We start from the raw sequence: 19384 nt of genomic DNA, 5'->3' as shown, positions 1-19384 counted from the left end.
TCAGACACAGTTTTGAAATATGGATGTTAACTATTTCAAGGCTGTGTTGCTTTCTTCAAAAGGGAAATACTTTTCAAAATTTAGTACCAGATGTTAATATTAATATAATCATGTCATTAAACGTAAAGGAGTAATCTACAGTGATGAATCTTGAAGGTAAAACTTTTGTAATTATGGGTATTGCAAACAAGCGTAGTATTGGTTTCGGTGTAGCAAAAGTATTAGACCAATTAGGCGCAAAATTAGTGTTTACATACAGAAAAGAAAGAAGTTTTAATGAATTAGATAAGCTTATCGATCAACTTAATCAATCTGAAAAGCATGTATATCAAATCGATGTACAAAGTGATGAAGAGGTTGTCAATGGCTTCGAAAAAATTGGTCAAGCAGTTGGCAAAATTGATGGTGTATTCCATTCTATTGCATTTGCACGTGTTGAAGAACTAAGAGGTCGTTTCTCAGATACATCACGTGACGGTTTTTTACTTGCGCAAGACATCAGTGCGTATTCATTAACGATTGTTGCACGTGAAGCTCGTAAAATTATGAATGAAGCGGGGAGTATCGTGACATCATCATACATTGGTGGCGAATTTGCAGTACCGAACTACAATGTGATGGGTGTAGCAAAAGCAAGTCTTGAAGCATCTGTGAAATATTTAGCAGCAGACTTAGGTCAAGATAACATTCGTGTGAATTCGATTTCTGCAGGACCCATCCGTACATTAAGTGCACGAGGCGTTGGGGGCTTCACGAGCATCTTAAAAGAAATTGAAGAACGCGCGCCATTAAGACGTAATGTCGATCAAGAAGAAGTAGGTAAAACAGCAGCGTACTTATTAAGTGATTTCTCTTCTGGCGTTACAGGGGAAAATATTCATGTTGACGCAGGTTACCACGCGATTCGATAAAATGGAAAAAAGACACCCGCCTATTTGGAAAGCGGTGTCTTTTTTGATCCTTAGGCTAGTAGACCTATTGATCCTAGTCACTACAAACATTCAAAAAATATCCATCTCTAACTTTTGTCTAATGTATTTTTTACAACTTTTTTCGTCAAATAAGAGTGAGACCTAAGATAGACAAGCTTCAAACCTTAAAATAATAAAAAATTTTGGATGATGAGTTGATGCTGAAATGCCATCACTTTAAATAAAAAACATGCTAACCGTATTGTTGAAGTTAGCATGTCTCTTTATTAATTAAAGCATTCCTTTATCATCGACGTCACTGTGGGCTTTATGCATAATTTGATGACGGTACTTGAACACGTTACGTACGATAGTTTTAAGTACTGCATAAAGTGGTACTGCGACTAAAATCAGTGTAAAGCCACCTAAACTACCTGAAGCTAAAATCACGATGATAATCGTAAGTGGATGAATGTTTAATGATTTACCCATGACGTTAGGTGTAATGACGTTACCTTCGAGCTGTTGTGCAATCAAAGTAATAACACAGACCCAAATGAACGTGGTTGGACTTTGAATTAAACCTAAAATACCAGCTGGTAAGAACGCCATCCAAGGACCTAAAAACGGAATCATATTTGCTACAATCGCAAACATTACTAAGAGCATTGTGTACTCTAAACCGATAATCGAATAACCAATATATAAAATAGCCCCTAGAATTAAACTCACTGTCACTTGACCTTGAATGTAAGACATCAGCGTTTGGTTTAAATCTTTTAATAAGTTTACGATGAAAATTTTACGTTCGCCATTAAAAATATTTGCGACGGCTGGAATAAAGCGTTCGTGGTCTTTTAACATATAAATCAAGAAGAATGGTACTAAAATCAACAAGAACAATGTCGACACAATACTTGAAATAATGTTAAGCGAGTTAGACAACAAATCCGAAGCCATCTGACTAAAATAAGACACGATGTCATTAATTTTTTCTGTCACTTGATCAGGTAAGCGATCGCGTTGGTCGAGTGCAAAATTAATTAAACGTTCAGCTTCACGTTGAATAAATGGAATTTGATGGATTAAATTCTCGATTTGTGTAGCAATAACCGGTCCAATCACACCAATCACTGCCGCCATCATTGCTGTTAATGCGAGTAAGATAATCGTAATACTTGCCCATCTCGGTAAATGACGCTTCTCGAGCATTTTTTGGAATGGCAAACAGATGTAAAATAAAAAACCACTCAGCAATAAAGGTAATATAATAGATTGAATGATAATAATGATTGGCATAAATATGTGGTTAACATCTAAAAATAATTTGATGATTAAAAATAAAAGTAGTAGTGCTACACCTGTTCGGAACCACACTTTATTTGTCATACATTGTTTCCTCCTTCTATAAGAACACTGATTACAGTATATCCCAATCAGAATCACGTTAAAAGAAAAAATTTAACCAATACTTGAATCATTTGCATTTTTTGCATGGTGTGTTGTTCTAAAAAAAGAGTTGCACGGAATTTTTTAACTGTGTATACTGATATCATATTTATCAGAAAATTATAAAAAAGGGTGCAGAAGAAAAAGGGGGAATGTTTATGTTAGAAACGATTGTGGGATGGCTTAATGAAGTTGTTTGGAGTAAGCCATTAGTTTATGGTCTTTTACTTACAGGGGTTGCATTTAGTTTGATGAGTCGTTTTTTACAAGTCCGTCACTTTAAAGAAATGATTCGTCTCATGTTTCAAGGTGAAAAGTCACCAACGGGGATTTCTAGTTTTCAGGCTATTGCGTTATCATTAGCAGGTCGTGTGGGGACAGGGAATATCGTTGGTGTTTCTACTGCGATTTTCATCGGGGGTCCTGGTGCAGTCTTTTGGATGTGGGCTACTGCATTTTTAGGCGCAGGAACAGCCTTTATCGAGTCAGCGCTAGGTCAAATTTATAAACAAGAAGAAGATGGCGAATACCGCGGGGGTCCGGCATATTATATTGAAAAAGGGATTAAAGGTAAATTTGGGAAGGTTTACGGTTTAGTCTTCGCGATTGTGACGATTATTTCAGTTGGTCTATTGTTGCCAGGTGTTCAGTCAAATGCGATTGCAAGTTCAATGCATAATGCGTTCGGTATTCCTGCGTGGGTGATTGCAGTCGTACTTGTAGTCGTTTTAGCACTCATTATTTTTGGTGGCGTAAAATGGATTGCGAAAGTAGCGACGGCAGTTGTTCCATTTATGGCGATTATTTATATTTTAATGGCGATTGTCATTATCATACTTAATATTCAAGAAGTACCTGCATTGTTTGCGCTTATCTTTAAATCAGCATTCGGTATGGAAGCCGCTTTTGGTGGTATTATCGGTGCAATGATTGAGATTGGTGTGAAACGTGGACTGTATTCAAATGAAGCAGGTCAAGGTACAGGACCTCACGCAGCGGCAGCAGCAGAAGTGTCTCATCCAGCGAAGCAAGGTCTCGTTCAAGCATTTTCTGTTTACGTGGATACATTATTCGTTTGTACAGCAACAGCGTTAATTATTTTAATTTCTGGTACATATAATACAACAGATGGAACAGTTGCGGCTGATGGTATGCCTGGTTTATTAAAAAATAGTGAAATTTTTGTGCAAAACGCGGATGGTACGAAAGATTACTCTGGTACTGCGATGTATGCACAAGCAGGGATTGATAAAGCGTTACAAGGTTCGAGTTACCACTTTGATCCGAATTTCTCAGGATTTGGTTCGTACTTTATCGCGATTGCGTTATTCTTCTTTGCCTTTACAACGATTTTAGCGTATTACTACATCGCTGAAACGAATGTTAGTTTCTTAACGAATCGTATTGCGAAAAATCAAAACCAATTATGGCGTAATGTGACACGTCTCGTCTTAATCGCAGCGACCGCATACGGTGCAGTGAAAACGGCTGACATCGCATGGGCTATGGGTGACTTAGGTGTCGGATTGATGGCATGGTTAAACATCATTGCGATTTGGATTTTATATCGACCAGCCATGCATGCATTAAAAGACTTTGAACGTCAGAAGAAGGAAAAAGGGATAGGCAAAACCGCGATTTACCGTCCAGATCCTAAAGAGATTCCAACTGCTACGTTCTGGTTAGAAGATTATCCGAAACGTTTGAAAGAAGAAGATATTCAACCGTAACGTCACAAATTAGACAAAATAGCGTCAAATCAAGCTTTATAGATTAACACAGCATGCGTCTCCTGATACAATGAGATTAATTCGTATGAGGAGGCGCTTTTTATGACTACATTTAATCCAGGTGAAGTAACGGTCACACACCTACAAAGCGACTACTTAGAGCGAGAAATTACATTATCAGTCTATTTGCCGAAAGATTATTCTGATTTATATAAATCGAAAGTAATTTTTTGTTTTGATGGTCGTGACTTTCTAAGGTATGGTCAACTTCATCGTGTATATGAGAAATTAAGAAAAAATGGGGAAGTCGAGCGTGCAATTATCGTCGGACTGCATTATCAAAATGTGAAGATGCGTCATATGGAATTCCATCCAGAAGGCGAAAAAGCTGCACAAACGGTTCAAGCGGTCGCAAATGAGATTTTACCGTGGATTGATGAGAATTTCGCAACATATAAAGTAGGGAACGCGAGAATTTTATTAGGTGATAGTTTAGCAGGGAGTATCGCATTGTTAACTGCACTTTCGTACCCACGTGTGATGAGTCAAGTCGGTTTATTGAGTCCGCATTATGATGATATTGTGAAACTCATTTTTAATCGTTGTCAGTTTAAATCAGAATTAAACATTTGGCATGCGGTAGGTAAAGAAGAGATTGATTTTAAATTGCCAACAAGTGGTGAGCGAGCAGACTTCTTAACACCTAACCGTACATTAAAAGATTTATTTGAATCGCAACAAATGACATATTACTACGAAGAATTAGATGGTGGGCACAATTGGAAAACTTGGCAGAAAGAATTGCCAAAAATGTTAACTTACTTTTTAAGTAACTAGTTTTAAGAAAATTTGCTATAATAAAAGTAAGCGAATACAAAGGAGGAATTCAAATGATTTTAGGATTAGCGTTAATTCCGTCAAAAGATTTCCAAAACGAGGTCAACGCTTATCGTAAACGTTATGATAAGCACTACACAATGATTCAACCTCATATTACGATTAAAAGTAATTTTGAAATTGATGAAAAAGATCTTGATCAAGTTAAAGCTGAAATAGAAAAACGTTTAGAAGGGGCACAACAAGCAGAGGTTTATGTATCAAAAGCATCAAACTTTGCACCGATTACAAACGTTATTTATTTTAAAGTCGAGAAAAATGCAGCACTAGAAGATTTATTCAACCGCTTTGATGGCGAAGATTTTTATGGTAAATCTGAACACGCATTCGTACCACACTTTACGATTGCACAAGGTTTAACAAGCCAAGAGTTTGAAGATATCTATGGTCAAGTGCATTTAGCAGGCATTGAACATAAAGAAATAATTGATACATTATCATTGATGCATTTTAAAGAAGATGTAGCAGAATGGGAAGAAATTGCTACGTTTTCTTTATAATATGATTGAAAAATAAAAAATGGGCTGATGTGGCATGGGGCGTGCATATCAGTCCATTTTTTAAGTTCGAAAATTCATATTATCTGTGTCTATCAAAATATGAAAACCTATATAATATTGAGTGCATAAAGTTAATGATATAATAAAATGATATTAATAAAACTGTTAATGATGTTGTTTTTAGGCTGTTTATTTCAATTTCTGAGAAAACATACTTCATCTATATATTTTGTTAAGTGGTAGTGCAAAATTTTGTTTAAAAATATATAGGTAAGACAGTATGATATGAATAACCACAATAATCATTAGGCTAAGCTCTGTTTTATTAAAGCAACATACTTTTTTATGACAGTCTTTGCTAATATCCTTGCTATCGTTAAAACGCAGAGCTTTTCTGTTACGACGAAAGGAATCTTTCTATATTACACACCACTAACGATTGAGAACTTTTTAATATCAATAATTAAAATAACGGTCAGTGAACCTCTCACTAACCGTTAAAAATATATAACCCAAAAAATTCCCACAATAACGGCTAAAATTGACCGTTGTTGCGGGAATTTTATTATTCCTATAACTTTTGTAAAATGCCTAAGCTTGAGAAAAGAATAGCTACGATAATAACGATGAAAATCGCACGCGTTGAATTCATGTTTTTACGACCTAATAACCAATAAACACTGAAAACGACTGCTAAAGGTACAAGACGCGGTAAAATCATATCTGCATTTTCACTGAAATTTATAGTGACATCACCAAGTGTTGGCTCAAATGCAAATTTCACACGAATCATGGTCGCCACGAGGGCCCCGACCATAAAGACACCCATTAATGTTGCTGCATTTGTTAATGATTCTAAACGGTGTTGCATCGTTGTAACGAGTGAAATCCCTTCTTTATAAGCGAATGGCAATTGTTTCCATCTGAAGCCAATGATGAATAAAACTGCGAAGAACCAAAGTAAAATACCGAATGGATTACCGTCTGTTGCCATATTTGCTGCGATGGCACCGAAAATCGTTGGAATTAATGAACCGAAAATGGCATCCCCAACTGCCGCGAATGGTCCCATTAAACCAACTTTAATCCCTTTTACAGACTCTTTTGCTTTAAGGCCTTCATTTTCTTCCATTGCGATATCGATACCTGTCACAATAGTATTAAAGTAGTTACTTGTATTGAAGAATTGCGCATGTGTACGCATCATTTCTTTTAATTCAGGTGAGTTATCACCATAAATTTTACGTAATTGCGGTAAAATCGTAAATAAGTAACCAGAGCCTTGCATACGCTCGTAGTTCCAACCCCATTGGAAGAACAGTAAGCTACGTAAGTTGATTTGACGAAAGTCTTTCTTCGTGAGTTGATATGGTTCTTTAGGGGGACTTCCTGTTAATGTTGGATCTTCAAATGGAGTGTTTAAGGCTAAAGGTTCTTTTGAATGTTTCGTTTTAGAGTTCGTCATCTTCTATTTCCCCCTCGTCATCTACATTTGACTGTTGACGTTGTTGACCCCCATAGCTTGGTGCTGTTTGCGTGCTACGTTGGTAAGCCATTGCTGCTAAACTGAAACCGATTAAAGCAACTGCAAGCATTGGAAGGGGACCCATTGCAGCTGTGAAGTTTTTGTCTAACCCAGCAACTGAAGTACCTAAAGTTGTTAAACCACCAAAAATCGTAACGAATAATGCAGTAATGATGAAACCAAGAATAAAGTATGGGTAATGACGTTTTAATGGTAAGTATTTTAATAAGATTGCGAAACCAACAGCTGGTAAAAGGGCACCTGCTAATGTTAAGCCATCACCTAACCATTTTAAGTCTGTGTTCAAGTAATTCACGACCGGTTTAACGATATTGCTACCGAAAGTCAAAGCTAAAAACACAGGAACCGCGCGTGATAATGACCACGGAATCGCACCGTATAAGTAGTTACGCTCAATGCCGCGATAGTCCATTTTTTCAATTTTGCTATCAATACGATGTGCAAAAAATGTGTTAGTGAAACGTGCTAAAATATCTGTTTGAATCATTAAACTCGCTACTGGTACCCCTAAAGTTGCTAACGCTTGTTCTGGGTTCATACCAATCGCAACTGAAAAGGCTACCGCTAATACTGTACCTGAGTTGGCATCGATATGAGACGCACCACCGAATGTCCCAACACCGAGGATTGTTAACTGCATACCGCCGCCGATGATAAGGCCTGTAGTGACATCCCCCATAACGAGACCACTGATAAGACCGGCCATAACAGGTTGTGCTAAAAACCCAAATGATAAGTTATCTAGGATTTGGACACCTGCATAGATTGTTAAAAGCAAAATTTGCCACCATAGCATATCCATAATTTTCAACTCCCTTTATGTTAACGCTTACATATTTTATTTAAACTGAAGCTATATGTGCAGTACATATAGCTTTAGAACAAAACAGTGTCATTTTGATTGAATTATTGACGTTGACGCTGTGCAGATTTGTTTCGCGCTTGTAAATGATCGAGTGTCGGTTTTGTTTCAGGCAAAATCTGTAGCTCACCCTTTTTCACAAAGCCTTCTTCTCTATCCGTCAATGCTTTAATCAATTGTTGTTTTAATTCATTTTTAATCGCTTGATATTCAGCTTCATGAATTAAGTTATGTTTTTCATGTGGGTCACCTTGATAATGAAACAATTGTTCAATGCCTCTTACTGGATACCAAGTGTACTTCCAAGCATCATTCATGATAAATTGGTTCGAATCTTTACCGAAACTGTGTTCACCATGTAAATATTCACGTGTCACAAAAGTATCATCATAAAGGGCAGGTTTTAAGCTCACACCATCAATGTTTTTGGGAATGTCGATATTGGCCAAATCTAATAAAGTTGGATAAATATCTCTTAATTCTCCAATTTGATGTAAATCGCGATGCTTTCCTTTTAATAAGTTGCCTTTATCATAAATCATCATCGGAATGTGAATGCTCCCTTGGTACGGATATGCTTTTCTGAATAAATTGTGTTCGCCTAATTGATCGCCATGATCTGATACAAATAAAATGATTGTATTTTTCGCGATTCGTTGTTCATTTAGCGCGATAAGGAAACGACCGATTTGGTGATCGATATGGGTGATATTGCCGTAATAACCTGCACGCATACGATCCAATTCGTCTTTATGATAATGTCCTTTTTTAGCTGTAATACTAAAAGGTAACGGCTCCTCTATATCTTTCCAGGCACCCATCTCAATCACTGGAAATTCATCTATTTTATTCATATACATATCAAAATAGTATTGAGGCGGATTGAGTGGTGGGTGAGGGCGTGTAAATGAAAGATTTAAGAAAAAAGGTTTTTCGGGGTCTCTTCTTTGTAAAAAACGTATACCTTCATGGACAACCCAGTTTGTAGGATGAAACTGTTCTCCATACATCCACGGACGAGCAACCCATGAATTTGGTTCGATGCCATCATCCATTAAGTCTGCGTGATGACCTAATTGCTCTTTCAACCACATTAAATAGTCGTCAGCATATTCAAAATTTTGACCATATGGTGCAGTGTACTTACGTGCTTCATGAAGATAACCATCATGTAACATGACATGGTCGAAGCCAATACGTTTTCGTTCAGGTGTCACGTGCAACTTGCCCACTGCTTCTGTTTGATAACCTGCATTTCTAAAACTGTCAGCCATAAATTGATCATAGGCCCAATCGACATTATCTTCATAACCGACTCGACCGTGATGGGCTTGTGATAAACCAGTCATCAATGCTGCACGACTTGCGATACAACTTGGCACGGCAGTATACATTTGACTAAAATGATAACCTTGAGATGCCAACATATCCAAATGAGGTGTTGAAACGACAGGATGATGATGATGACCTAACGTGTCAAAGCGCAGTTGATCCACACAAATGAGGATGATATTCGGTTGTTGTGTATCCATGCAATCTCTCCTTTCTCTATTTAATTTAAAAATAGCACTAATGGTACGTATTGACAATATGACCAATTTTAAGGAGAATAAGTGAATTATAGGGCTATCGATGTAAGCGTTTACTTAATTTTAGGGCATTTCAGCTTGTCATGAGTGGTTATAACAAGTTTTGAAAATTTTTGTCAATATTGCTTGATTTCTCTAAGTTCTTATATATTTTGTAAACTGTTTGAACGCAATTGCTATTAAATGATTTTGTTGAGTTGCACAGCGTAGTAGACGAAAGAAAGGTGGATTAGCGCGGACTTAAATTTGGGAAGTTAAGAAAGTATTGAAAAGAGCAATTATCAAACACAAAACAACAACGACTTTGAAACAAGTTTTGTGTTTGCTTCAAAGTCGTTGTTAATATTTTTAATATGTCCGTCGTTGTTTGACGAAATAAACGCCATAAAACAGAGCTAAGAAAAAGATAAGGAGTGCCGCAAAATAAAATGTAAAAATAGGGCTGCCCATAAATTGAGATATTGGTCCCCCGAATAATGGTCCAAGCATGGCACCAAAACCTTGGATACTATTGATCACACCCCAAGTTTCTTCTTGTTCACTCGGATGAATGAATTGTGCCATAAATGTATTCCATGTCGGTAAAAGTAAACCGTACAGTAAGCCGATAAATAATGCGATAATCCAAACAATGACAATTTGCTGAATCAATGTTAATGCGAAAATTGCCAAGCCATAAATGATAAAACCCACGAAAATTACACTATACATAAAACGTGTAGAATAGGCATCGATCATTTTAGATAAAAACAGCATCGAAATCGTACAACCGATACCGCCAATGACAATCGCTACCGTATATTCAACGGTACTTACACCAACGATATCCACGGCATATTGAGGCAAGACAGGAATGAGTGCGCTAATCGCAATCCCTTGCAGTAAAATTCCTGGAAAGAGCACAAGGTGACGCTGTGATACACTCACAATTTGTTTGAGCTGTTGTTTCACATTTTTCGTATTATAATCTGTTAACTTCACTTTAACAAAATAATAAAGCACAAAAGCAATCGCTACACAAAGGGCCATCAAAAAGTTAAAATGTGTCGGATGAGCTTTGAAAATTAAGTTCATTCCAATCATACCGGCTAACATCCCTGCAAGCCATGCAAAATAAACGTAACCCATCTGAGTACCACGTATTCTTTCATCTACACTAGCGAGCATGATAACCCATATTGGACAGACGGCAACACCGAGCATGACAGCACTTAAAATAAGCGTCATCGGCGAGGTCGGCATCCAAATAATTAAAAAGAGACTCACTAAAGCGAGAAAAAAGCCTGAAGTGAGTACAACTTTAGCGCCAAAACGTTTCAACACAAAGCCAACGAAAAAGTTTGTTATTGAGTCAGCGATAAAATGTATGGAAATTGCAATTGAAGTAACACTAACAGCAATGGTTGTTGCGGTTGGTAATAAAGGTAAATAACTTAATACATACATTCCTCTTGCAAATTCCATCAGAAATAAAATGACTAATAGGATATAGAAATTCCGCATAGCTATCTTATTTGACGAGTAGTTTTGCATATAAAGGCACCTTTCCATATACAGTTTCGAATGTTGAAGCATTGTAAAGTAAGTCTAACAAGTCTTGGCATAAACGTTTCGTCGCATGTGGTTGACGGGCTTCACTCATATTGTGTATCATTTGGTCAATTTCGTTTGAGTGACGTGTTAAATGCGTTACAATATCAATCGCCTCTGTCGGTGTGTTCGCAATTTTCCCGAAGCCTTTTTGTTCAAAATAGAGCGCGTTTTCTAGTTCTTGACCTGGCGCGGGATTCAAGAAAATCATTGGTATTTTTCGGATTAATGCTTCTGAAATGGTAATGCCACCCGGTTTCGTAATCATTAAATGACTTGCCGCCATCCATTCATTCATATGGGTCGTATAACCTAAAATAAGCACGTTAGGATTGTCTTTAAACGAAGCAGACAATTGACGTTTCAGTTCTTTGCTATGACCGCATATCATGACGACTTGGGCATTCTGACTTTCATCAAGGATACGTTGAATCATTTCGTCAAATCCTTTAGACACACCAAACGCACCTGCCGACATTAAAATGGTTTGCGCTTCGGGGTCAAGGTGATGTTGACGTAACCAAGCTACACGATCAATCGGTTCTTCAAATTTTTCAGAAATAGGGATACCTGTTACTTTAATACGATCACTTGGAATGCCCACCGCTTCAAATTCTTGCTTCAAATCATGAGTGGCTAAATAATAGCGCTCAGAATTCGGTGTAATCCAGTTTTTGTGCATACGATAATCTGTCATGACCGTCGCAATCGGAATGTTCATATTAAACTGCTCGGTTAATACAGACATGACTGGTGTCGGGAAAGTTACCAAAATCAAATCTGGCTTTTCTTTTAATAGTAAGTTGAGTAATTTATTTAAACCGTAATATTTATAGAAGCACTTATCTAATTGGTCAGGGCGACTATAATAAAATGCTTTATACATACGGCGGAAATACTTAAAGCTATTGATGTACCACTTTTTAGTAATCGTTGTCATAATCGGATGTGCTTCTAAAAACAAATCACGTTGTATGACTGTCAGATTGTCAAGATTCATTTGATTCAACTGTTCAACAATACTGTTCGTCACTTGAATATGGCCATTGCCGAATGAACCGGTGATAATCAATATTTTTTTCTTTTCAGTGATCATGAAAGCCACCCTCCGAGATATTGAGACTTTAACTGGTTCTATGCTAGTGTACCGCAATTTGTACGTCTTGTGAAAAGTTAATGGCATTTCTTACAAAACGATAACAATGTTAAAATCATTTTAACTGTACACCTCGTTGTAAAAGATGAGAAAATGTGTATATGCTACCCATATTTTACGGTAAATTCATTATATTATCTTAATATACTCCATAGATAGGCACAATAGTGATTTACATATTTCAGTCTTAAGATGTAAGAAAGAATAAAATAATATTTAAATCAATATACCCGTATATTAAAATTTCAATCGTATTTGACTGATAAAAAGCAGTTGGAGTTGGGATATAGAAAAATTTTAACCTCAATCCATTAATAGATTTGTGATGTATGAATGATTTTAAATATTTAGGAAAATGAGGATGAAGAGGAGATGAAAAATTGATGCTATTGTTTTTTGATTTCATAAAACTTCCTATCATGGTGTTTCCTGTAAAAACGCGAAGCCATGAAGATAATCAAAAACCACAAAGCTATAGGAAAGGCAAGTTTGACAAAAATATTTGCATCAATGGCATCAAAAATTTTCTATGTTCCATCTCCATTCCTAATAGGATTTCAAGCAAAAAAGTGTATAATAAATGAGTGTATATATAAAGGAGAGATGTCTGTGAATGCACAACAATTATTTGATCATATTTTAATTAAACAGGTCATAGGACGTTTAGATATTGAAGTGAATGATATTACGACAGATTCGCGTCAAGCAAAGACTGGCAGTATCTTTGTCGCATCAAAAGGCTATACCGTCGATAGTCATCGTTTTGCGCAAGACGTCGTAGAACAAGGATGTCAGATTGTTGTTGTGAATCGTGCGCTTGAATTACAAGGTGACGTCACACAAGTGATAGTACCAGATACATTACGTGTCGCGAGTCACTTAGTGCATCATTTGTATGGGTTTCCAAGCAAGCAGCTGACGACGATTGGTGTCACAGGGACAAATGGTAAGACATCGATTGCGACGATGATTCATCACATTTATCGAAAGTTAGGCAAAGGTAGTGCGTATTTAGGTACGAATGGCTTTCAAATTAACGAAACAGTGACAAAAGGTGTGAACACAACACCAGAAACCGTTGTCTTAACGAAGAAGATTCATGAAGCGGTAGAAGCAGGGGCTGAAACGATGACATTAGAAGTGTCCTCGCATGGACTTAGTTTAGGTCGCTTGAGTGGCGTTGAATTTGATGTTGCGATATTTTCAAATTTAACACAAGATCATCTCGATTTTCATGGCACAATGGAGGCGTACGGTCATGCGAAATCGTTGCTATTTAGTCAACTCGGTCAAGATTTGAGTCGTGATAAATACGTCATTATTAACGCAGATGACCCATTTTCTACTTATTTAAAATCAGTTACGCCATACGAAAGCTTAACATATGGCATTGAACAAGAGGCGCAGTTTATGGCAACCAATATTCATGAATCTTTACAAGGCGTGACGTTTGATTTTGTAACACCTTTTGGTACATATCCAGTGCGTTCGCCGTACATCGGTCGTTTCAACATTGCGAACTTAATGGCAGCAATGTTAGGTGTATGGGTGAAAGGTGCACCACTAGAAACGGTCACAAAAGTCGTCGCTGATTTAGAACCAGTAGAAGGGCGTTTAGAAGTACTCGATCCATCATTGCCAATCGATTTAATTATTGATTATGCGCATACAGCAGATGGTATGGCGAAATTGATTGATGCAGTTGAACCGTTCGTTAAGCAAAAACTTATTTTCCTAGTTGGCATGGCTGGAGAACGCGATTTAACGAAAACGCCTGAAATGGGACGTGTCGCTTCACGTGCAGATTATGTCATTTTCACACCAGATAATCCAGCAAATGATGATCCGAAAATGTTAACGGCTGAACTTGCGAAAGGCGCGACACATGATCGTTATGTGGAGTTTACAGACCGTGCAGAAGGTATTCGCCATGCGATAGAAGTGGCAGAACCAGGGGATACTGTTGTACTTGCATCTAAAGGACGTGAACCGTATCAAATTATGCCAGGTCACGTCAAAGTGCCTCATCGTGATGATTTAATCGGGTTAGAAGCGGCGTATCAAAAATTCGGTGGAGGTCCAAATGAAAATTAGGGAAAGTCATAGTGAAAATTATTCAGCTAAGGTTTGGTTATATCACAATCAAAAAGAACATTATATTGTCGTATCGATTCCAGATTTATACTGGTCGATTCAAATAGAAGATACACTATATGGTGAAGAACTAACAGAACATTTATTTGTGCATTTATTTAATGTGATAAATGAGGAAGAAGCGCAAATTTTAGCATTACGTATCACAAGATGGTTACAAGAAGTTTGATGAATTAAAGGAGACGTACAATGAGTATTAAAAAAGAAGTAGAATCACGCAAGACGTTTGCGATTATTTCTCACCCTGATGCGGGGAAAACGACATTAACTGAAAAATTGCTGTACTTTAGTGGTGCGATTCGTGAAGCAGGGACAGTCAAAGGGAAGAAAACAGGTAAATTTGCGACAAGTGACTGGATGAAAGTTGAACAAGAACGTGGGATTTCAGTTACAAGTTCTGTCATGCAGTTTGATTACGATGATTTTAAAATTAACATTTTAGATACGCCAGGGCATGAAGATTTCTCTGAAGATACGTACCGAACGTTAATGGCGGTCGATAGTGCGGTCATGGTTATTGACTGTGCAAAAGGGATTGAGCCACAAACATTAAAGTTATTCAAAGTATGTAAAATGCGAGGGATTCCTATTTTTACATTTATTAATAAACTTGACCGTGTTGGAAAAGAACCGTTCGATTTGTTAGATGAAATTGAATCAACACTTGGTATCGAAACGTATCCGATGAACTGGCCAATTGGTATGGGACAAAACTTTTTCGGGATTATTGACCGAAAAGAACGTACGATTGAGCCGTTCCGTGATGAAGAAAACACTTTGCATATTAATGAAGAGTATGAATTAGAAGAGGCGCATGACATTGCGAATGATAGTATTTTTACGCAAGCGATTGAAGAGTTAATGCTTGTAGATGAAGCAGGTGAGTCATTCGATAATGATGCCTTAATGCGTGGAGATTTAACACCAGTCTTTTTCGGCTCAGCATTAGCGAATTTCGGAGTACAAAACTTCTTGAATGCTTATGTTGACCACGCACCGATGCCACATGCACGTCAAACAGATGAAGAGGTTGAGGTGAGCCCGTTCGATACAGATTTTTCAGGGTTTATCTTTAAAATCCAAGCGAACATGGACCCGAAACACCGCGACCGTATTGCCTTTATGCGTGTTGTCAGCGGTGCGTTCGAGCGTGGTATGGACGTGACATTACAACGAACAGGTAAAAAACAGAAAATCACACGTTCAACAAGTTTTATGGCCGATGACAAATCGACAGTGAATCATGCTGTAGCGGGTGACATTATCGGTTTATATGATACAGGAAATTACCAAATTGGGGATACACTTGTTGCAGGTAACCAGAAGTTCCATTTCAAGGCATTGCCTCAGTTTACACCTGAAATTTTCATGAAAGTATCGCCGAAAAACGTCATGAAACAGAAACACTTCCATAAAGGGATTGAACAGCTCGTGCAAGAAGGGGCGATTCAATATTATAAATCACCACATACGAACCAAATCATTTTAGGTGCAGTAGGACAACTCCAATTTGAAGTGTTCGAACATCGCATGAACAATGAATATAATGTCGATGTTGTGATGGAACCTGTCGGCAAAAAAATCGCGCGTTGGATTGAAAATGAAGAAGACGTGCAAGATAAGATGAGTACGAGTCGTTCAATTTTAGTAAATGACCGCTATGATAATAAAGTCTTTTTATTTGAAAATGATTTTGCGACACGTTGGTTTGAAGAAAAATTCCCAGAAATTAAACTGTATAGCTTGTTATAATGTATTGATATACACATGATAGTGAATAAACAATGAACAAAGCAGACGATGTGTTGTATAGAGGCACAGTCTGCTTTGTTCATTGTTGAAGATGTCCTGTAAACAATAAAAGACGAGATGCGTTGGTTATGAATATTTTTTAATTTCAAGATAATAGGCTGTTATTTTCATAAAAAATTGGGTATAATGTTAACATCATAATTAAATACCTGTGACTGACTATTGTCAGAGGGGAGTAACTTGATTAGCGTAACAAACGTTAATAACGCTTTGTCGTCATTACGAAGAAACTGAATTTCTTCCGGTGAAGCGGGCATGATAAAATTGCTAAGTGAGACCTTTGCTATTGATTTAGCATGGGTCTCTTTAATTATGTCTTTCACTGAGCGTGGGTGTTCACGCGAAACAATGAAATGATACCGGGCGAGCACATGCGCCCATATAAAAAATTGAAGGAGTGATCTGTTAATGGATCCGAGTTTGTTATTATCTTATGGATGGGTCATATTAGTACTTGTATTTTTAGAAGGACTATTGGCTGCAGATAATGCAATTGTTATGGCTGTGATGGTGAAACATTTACCACCAGAGCAACGTAAAAAAGCACTATTTTATGGTTTGTTAGGCGCATTTGTTTTCCGGTTTATCGCATTATTCTTAATTAGTATTTTAGCGAATTTCTGGTGGATTCAAGCGATCGGTGCGGCATATCTCATATATATGTCAGCGAAAAACTTATATGACTTTTTCAAACATAAAGGTGGAGAACACGAACAACCTGACAACGATGATCATCATTATGACGAGTCAGGTGTTGAGAAAAAAGTGAGTGCGAAAGAATTTTGGGGCACTGTCCTCAAAGTTGAAGTTGCAGATATTGCTTTTGCGATTGACTCTATGTTAGCAGCATTAGCGATTGCTGTAACATTACCGACGATCGGTGTGCATTTCGGTGGTATGGATGCAGGTCAATTCGCGGTGATGTTTATCGGTGGTCTTATCGGTGTCATTTTAATGCGTTTTGCTGCAACATTCTTTGTAGGGCTACTGAACAAGTATCCTGGTCTTGAAGGTGCTGCCTTTGCGATTGTTGGATGGGTCGGAATCAAACTTGTCGTACTCGTCTTAGCACATGAAGATATCGGTATGATCCCACATGATTTTCCACATTCTACATTGTGGCAAATCATTTTCTGGACAGTCATGATTGGACTTGTACTGATCGGTTGGTTTACATCAGTGGTGCGTAATAAAAAACATGATGCATCTTAATGAAAGCTGAATAAGGGCGTTTGACTTAGGCTGGGATATTACGTTATCCTGGCCTTTCTTTATGTTTTAATGTATTAAAGCAAAAGCAATATCAGTGGTTAAACAGGGGATAGCTGCTTTGTTGTTGAATGGTGTAAAGTGAAACATGTATTTAAGATTCGATAAAAATAAATATTGTCAGCATGCGATGTATCGTAGAAAATACAACTTAAAACCATTCAAAAAGTTTGTGATATATAAGTAAAGATTACAGAAATTTAAGTAGCGATATGTCATAATAGATAAAAGAGATACATAAGGAGGGCGTGCAATGGAACGAGATCAAAAACATGTGATTCCAAGGCAACATTATAAGCGCAAACGTCGCGAATATTTCCATAATGAAGAGCGTGAGGAAAGACTCAAAGCTGAAGAAAAAGAAAACGCGCTCAAAGCTGAAAAGGAAAAAAAGCAAGCGAAAAATAATGAAGAACGTGTCAAAGATAATCTACGTAAAGCACGTATTGAAAAATTAACGCATGACGATGGGGATAAAAATCAACAACCATCTGAAATAACAGCCGAACAAAAATCCGAAAGTGCACGACCACTTGAAGAGACATCATCAGTGACTATCAATGGCAGTGAAGCGAAGGAACCGGCGCGTACAGGTGCAGTAGCCGAAACAACGCATCAGTCAAACAAGTCGCCACATGAGACATCAGAGGCAACCGCAAAGACTGAAGATGAACAAGGCCATACTGAAGACAATCACCAAACAGAAGCGTCGAAACATCAATATACAACTAAACGTGACTGGACTGAAAAAGTCACACAATTCATCTCTAGAGAATGGGCAAAAATTTTAATCGTGCTCGCAGCCATTTTAGTATTGTTGTTATTGTTTGCTATTTTTAATAACGTCAATAAAAGCGACAATGCGAATATGAAACAAGCACTTGAAACGCAACAGAAAGAGAAGGGAACGAATAAAAAAGTCACACAAACGATGGCAAATGCGAATACAGCTGTAAAATCTGTCGTTTCGATTGAAAATAATAGTCAGCCTACACCGGATGCAGTTCAAGATTCAGATGCTCAGGCACAAGTTGAAAAAGAAAGTGGATCGGGTGTCGTCTACAAAAAAGTAGGCGACACTCTTTACATACTGACAAATGCGCATGTCGTTGGAGATCGTAAAGAACATGAACTCACTTTTGGTAATAAGCAAACCGCTAAGGCTAAAGTGATTGGTAAGTATAAAATGGCTGATATTGCTGTGATGACGATGAAAGCCCCTAAAGGCGATACATTAAAACCACTTAAACACGGAGATTCTAGTGCAGTTGTATTAGGAGAACCGGTTTTAGTTGTGGGCAATCCGTTAAGTCTTGACTTCCAAAATACAGTCGGTGAAGGTATTGTATCAGGATTAAATCGTGATGTTCCAGTAGACCTCAATCAAGACGATAAATATGATACATTACTCAGTACGTTCCAAGTTGATGCACCGATTAATCCAGGCGACTCAGGTGGCGCGGTAGTCGATCAAGAAGGCCATTTAATTGGTATCGCATCATTAAAAATTAACATGCCAAGTGTTCAAAATATGGGATTTGCCATTCCGGTTAACTCAGCGTTAGCCATTGCGCAAAAAATCGAAAAAGAAGGCGACATTCAACAACCGAAGACGGATATTGATATACATAACGTGGTGGATGTTGATAAAGCGACACGTGATGACTATAAAATTCCTCAAGATGTATCAACAGGTGTTGTCGTTCAAAAAGTGAACGACAACAGTCCGGCCAAAAATTCTGGTTTGAAAAAAGGCGATGTCATAGTAGAATTAGATAGTAAACCTATCAAAGATAATTTGGCTTATAAACAAAAGTTAACGCAACACATTGATCAACAAAAGCCAGTGAAGTTAAAGGTCTTACGTGAAAATGAGGTGAAAGAAATCTCATTCAAATTGAAATAACTTTGGGGTGAAT

At 37.5% G+C, this 19384-nt stretch carries 15 protein-coding genes; 9 read left to right on the top strand and 6 right to left on the bottom strand.

What is annotated here, in order from left to right; translation table 11 throughout:
* The first annotated feature begins 140 nt into the window (after positions 1-140).
* Positions 141-911 carry an enoyl-ACP reductase FabI gene (fabI, locus tag P3U61_RS08750; protein ID WP_037543489.1) on the top strand — a complete coding sequence of 257 codons (771 nt, stop codon included), beginning with the start codon at positions 141-143 and terminating at the stop codon, positions 909-911.
* A gap of 291 nt (positions 912-1202) precedes the next feature.
* Here fabI and cozEa read toward each other — a convergent pair whose 3' ends face one another.
* Positions 1203-2300: a lipoteichoic acid biosynthesis protein CozEa gene (gene cozEa, locus P3U61_RS08745; protein ID WP_014614354.1), complete on the bottom strand. Its 1098-nt coding sequence runs from the start codon at positions 2298-2300 to the stop codon at positions 1203-1205.
* 218 nt (positions 2301-2518) lie between these two features.
* Here cozEa and P3U61_RS08740 point away from each other — a divergent pair, with 218 nt between their 5' ends.
* The 3 genes from P3U61_RS08740 to P3U61_RS08730 all read left to right on the top strand — a co-directional run bounded on the left by P3U61_RS08740 (position 2519) and on the right by P3U61_RS08730 (position 5487).
* On the top strand, positions 2519-4090 hold the full coding sequence (locus P3U61_RS08740; RefSeq protein ID WP_099986683.1) for an alanine/glycine:cation symporter family protein: 1572 nt from the start codon (positions 2519-2521) through the stop codon (positions 4088-4090).
* 102 nt (positions 4091-4192) lie between these two features.
* On the top strand, positions 4193-4927 hold the full coding sequence (locus P3U61_RS08735) for an esterase family protein (RefSeq protein ID WP_014614352.1): 735 nt from the start codon (positions 4193-4195) through the stop codon (positions 4925-4927).
* Between the two features lie 53 nt (positions 4928-4980).
* Positions 4981-5487 (top strand): 2'-5' RNA ligase family protein, encoded by a 507-nt coding sequence (locus tag P3U61_RS08730; protein WP_014614351.1) that lies wholly within the window; start codon positions 4981-4983, stop codon positions 5485-5487.
* A gap of 571 nt (positions 5488-6058) precedes the next feature.
* Here P3U61_RS08730 and P3U61_RS08725 read toward each other — a convergent pair.
* The 5 genes from P3U61_RS08725 to P3U61_RS08705 form a co-directional block, all read right to left on the bottom strand.
* Positions 6059-6952 (bottom strand): PTS system mannose/fructose/sorbose family transporter subunit IID, encoded by an 894-nt coding sequence (locus P3U61_RS08725; protein ID WP_037543485.1) that lies wholly within the window; start codon positions 6950-6952, stop codon positions 6059-6061.
* Complete coding sequence (locus P3U61_RS08720) at positions 6939-7835, bottom strand: PTS mannose/fructose/sorbose/N-acetylgalactosamine transporter subunit IIC (protein ID WP_015728906.1); 897 nt, start codon at positions 7833-7835, stop codon at positions 6939-6941. The genes P3U61_RS08725 and P3U61_RS08720 overlap by 14 nt, the downstream gene beginning before the upstream one ends.
* Before the next feature lie 104 nt (positions 7836-7939).
* Positions 7940-9427: an arylsulfatase gene (locus P3U61_RS08715; protein WP_096536459.1), complete on the bottom strand. Its 1488-nt coding sequence runs from the start codon at positions 9425-9427 to the stop codon at positions 7940-7942.
* A gap of 405 nt (positions 9428-9832) precedes the next feature.
* Entirely contained in the window at positions 9833-11017 is a 1185-nt protein-coding gene (ltaA, locus tag P3U61_RS08710) for a lipoteichoic acid biosynthesis MFS flippase LtaA (RefSeq protein WP_180293572.1), read from the bottom strand.
* Positions 10995-12170, bottom strand: a complete 1176-nt coding sequence (locus P3U61_RS08705; protein WP_014614346.1) for a diglucosyl diacylglycerol synthase — start codon at positions 12168-12170, stop codon at positions 10995-10997. Before P3U61_RS08705 ends, ltaA begins: the two co-directional genes overlap by 23 nt.
* 669 nt (positions 12171-12839) lie before the next feature.
* On the opposite strand from P3U61_RS08705, the gene P3U61_RS08700 reads away from it, so the two are divergent.
* The 5 genes from P3U61_RS08700 to P3U61_RS08680 all read left to right on the top strand — a co-directional run bounded on the left by P3U61_RS08700 (position 12840) and on the right by P3U61_RS08680 (position 19371).
* Complete coding sequence (locus P3U61_RS08700) at positions 12840-14324, top strand: UDP-N-acetylmuramoyl-L-alanyl-D-glutamate--L-lysine ligase (protein WP_100007300.1); 1485 nt, start codon at positions 12840-12842, stop codon at positions 14322-14324.
* Positions 14314-14553 (top strand): YueH family protein, encoded by a 240-nt coding sequence (locus P3U61_RS08695; protein WP_014614344.1) that lies wholly within the window; start codon positions 14314-14316, stop codon positions 14551-14553. Before P3U61_RS08700 ends, P3U61_RS08695 begins: the two co-directional genes overlap by 11 nt.
* 20 nt (positions 14554-14573) lie before the next feature.
* A complete protein-coding gene (locus tag P3U61_RS08690) occupies positions 14574-16136 on the top strand; it encodes a peptide chain release factor 3 (protein ID WP_014614343.1) in 1563 nt (520 codons plus the stop codon).
* Positions 16137-16598: 462 nt separating this feature from the next.
* On the top strand, positions 16599-17408 hold the full coding sequence (locus P3U61_RS08685; RefSeq protein WP_172425808.1) for a TerC family protein: 810 nt from the start codon (positions 16599-16601) through the stop codon (positions 17406-17408).
* A 310-nt stretch (positions 17409-17718) separates the two neighbouring features.
* Positions 17719-19371: a S1C family serine protease gene (locus P3U61_RS08680; protein ID WP_199613530.1), complete on the top strand. Its 1653-nt coding sequence runs from the start codon at positions 17719-17721 to the stop codon at positions 19369-19371.
* The last annotated feature ends 13 nt before the right edge of the window (positions 19372-19384 follow it).

It is taken from the genome of Staphylococcus pseudintermedius (genome assembly GCF_034042775.1).
Lineage (GTDB): Bacteria > Bacillota > Bacilli > Staphylococcales > Staphylococcaceae > Staphylococcus > Staphylococcus pseudintermedius.
Note: the sequence above shows the minus strand (reverse complement) of the source record. Positions and strands in the feature narration are given on the sequence as shown.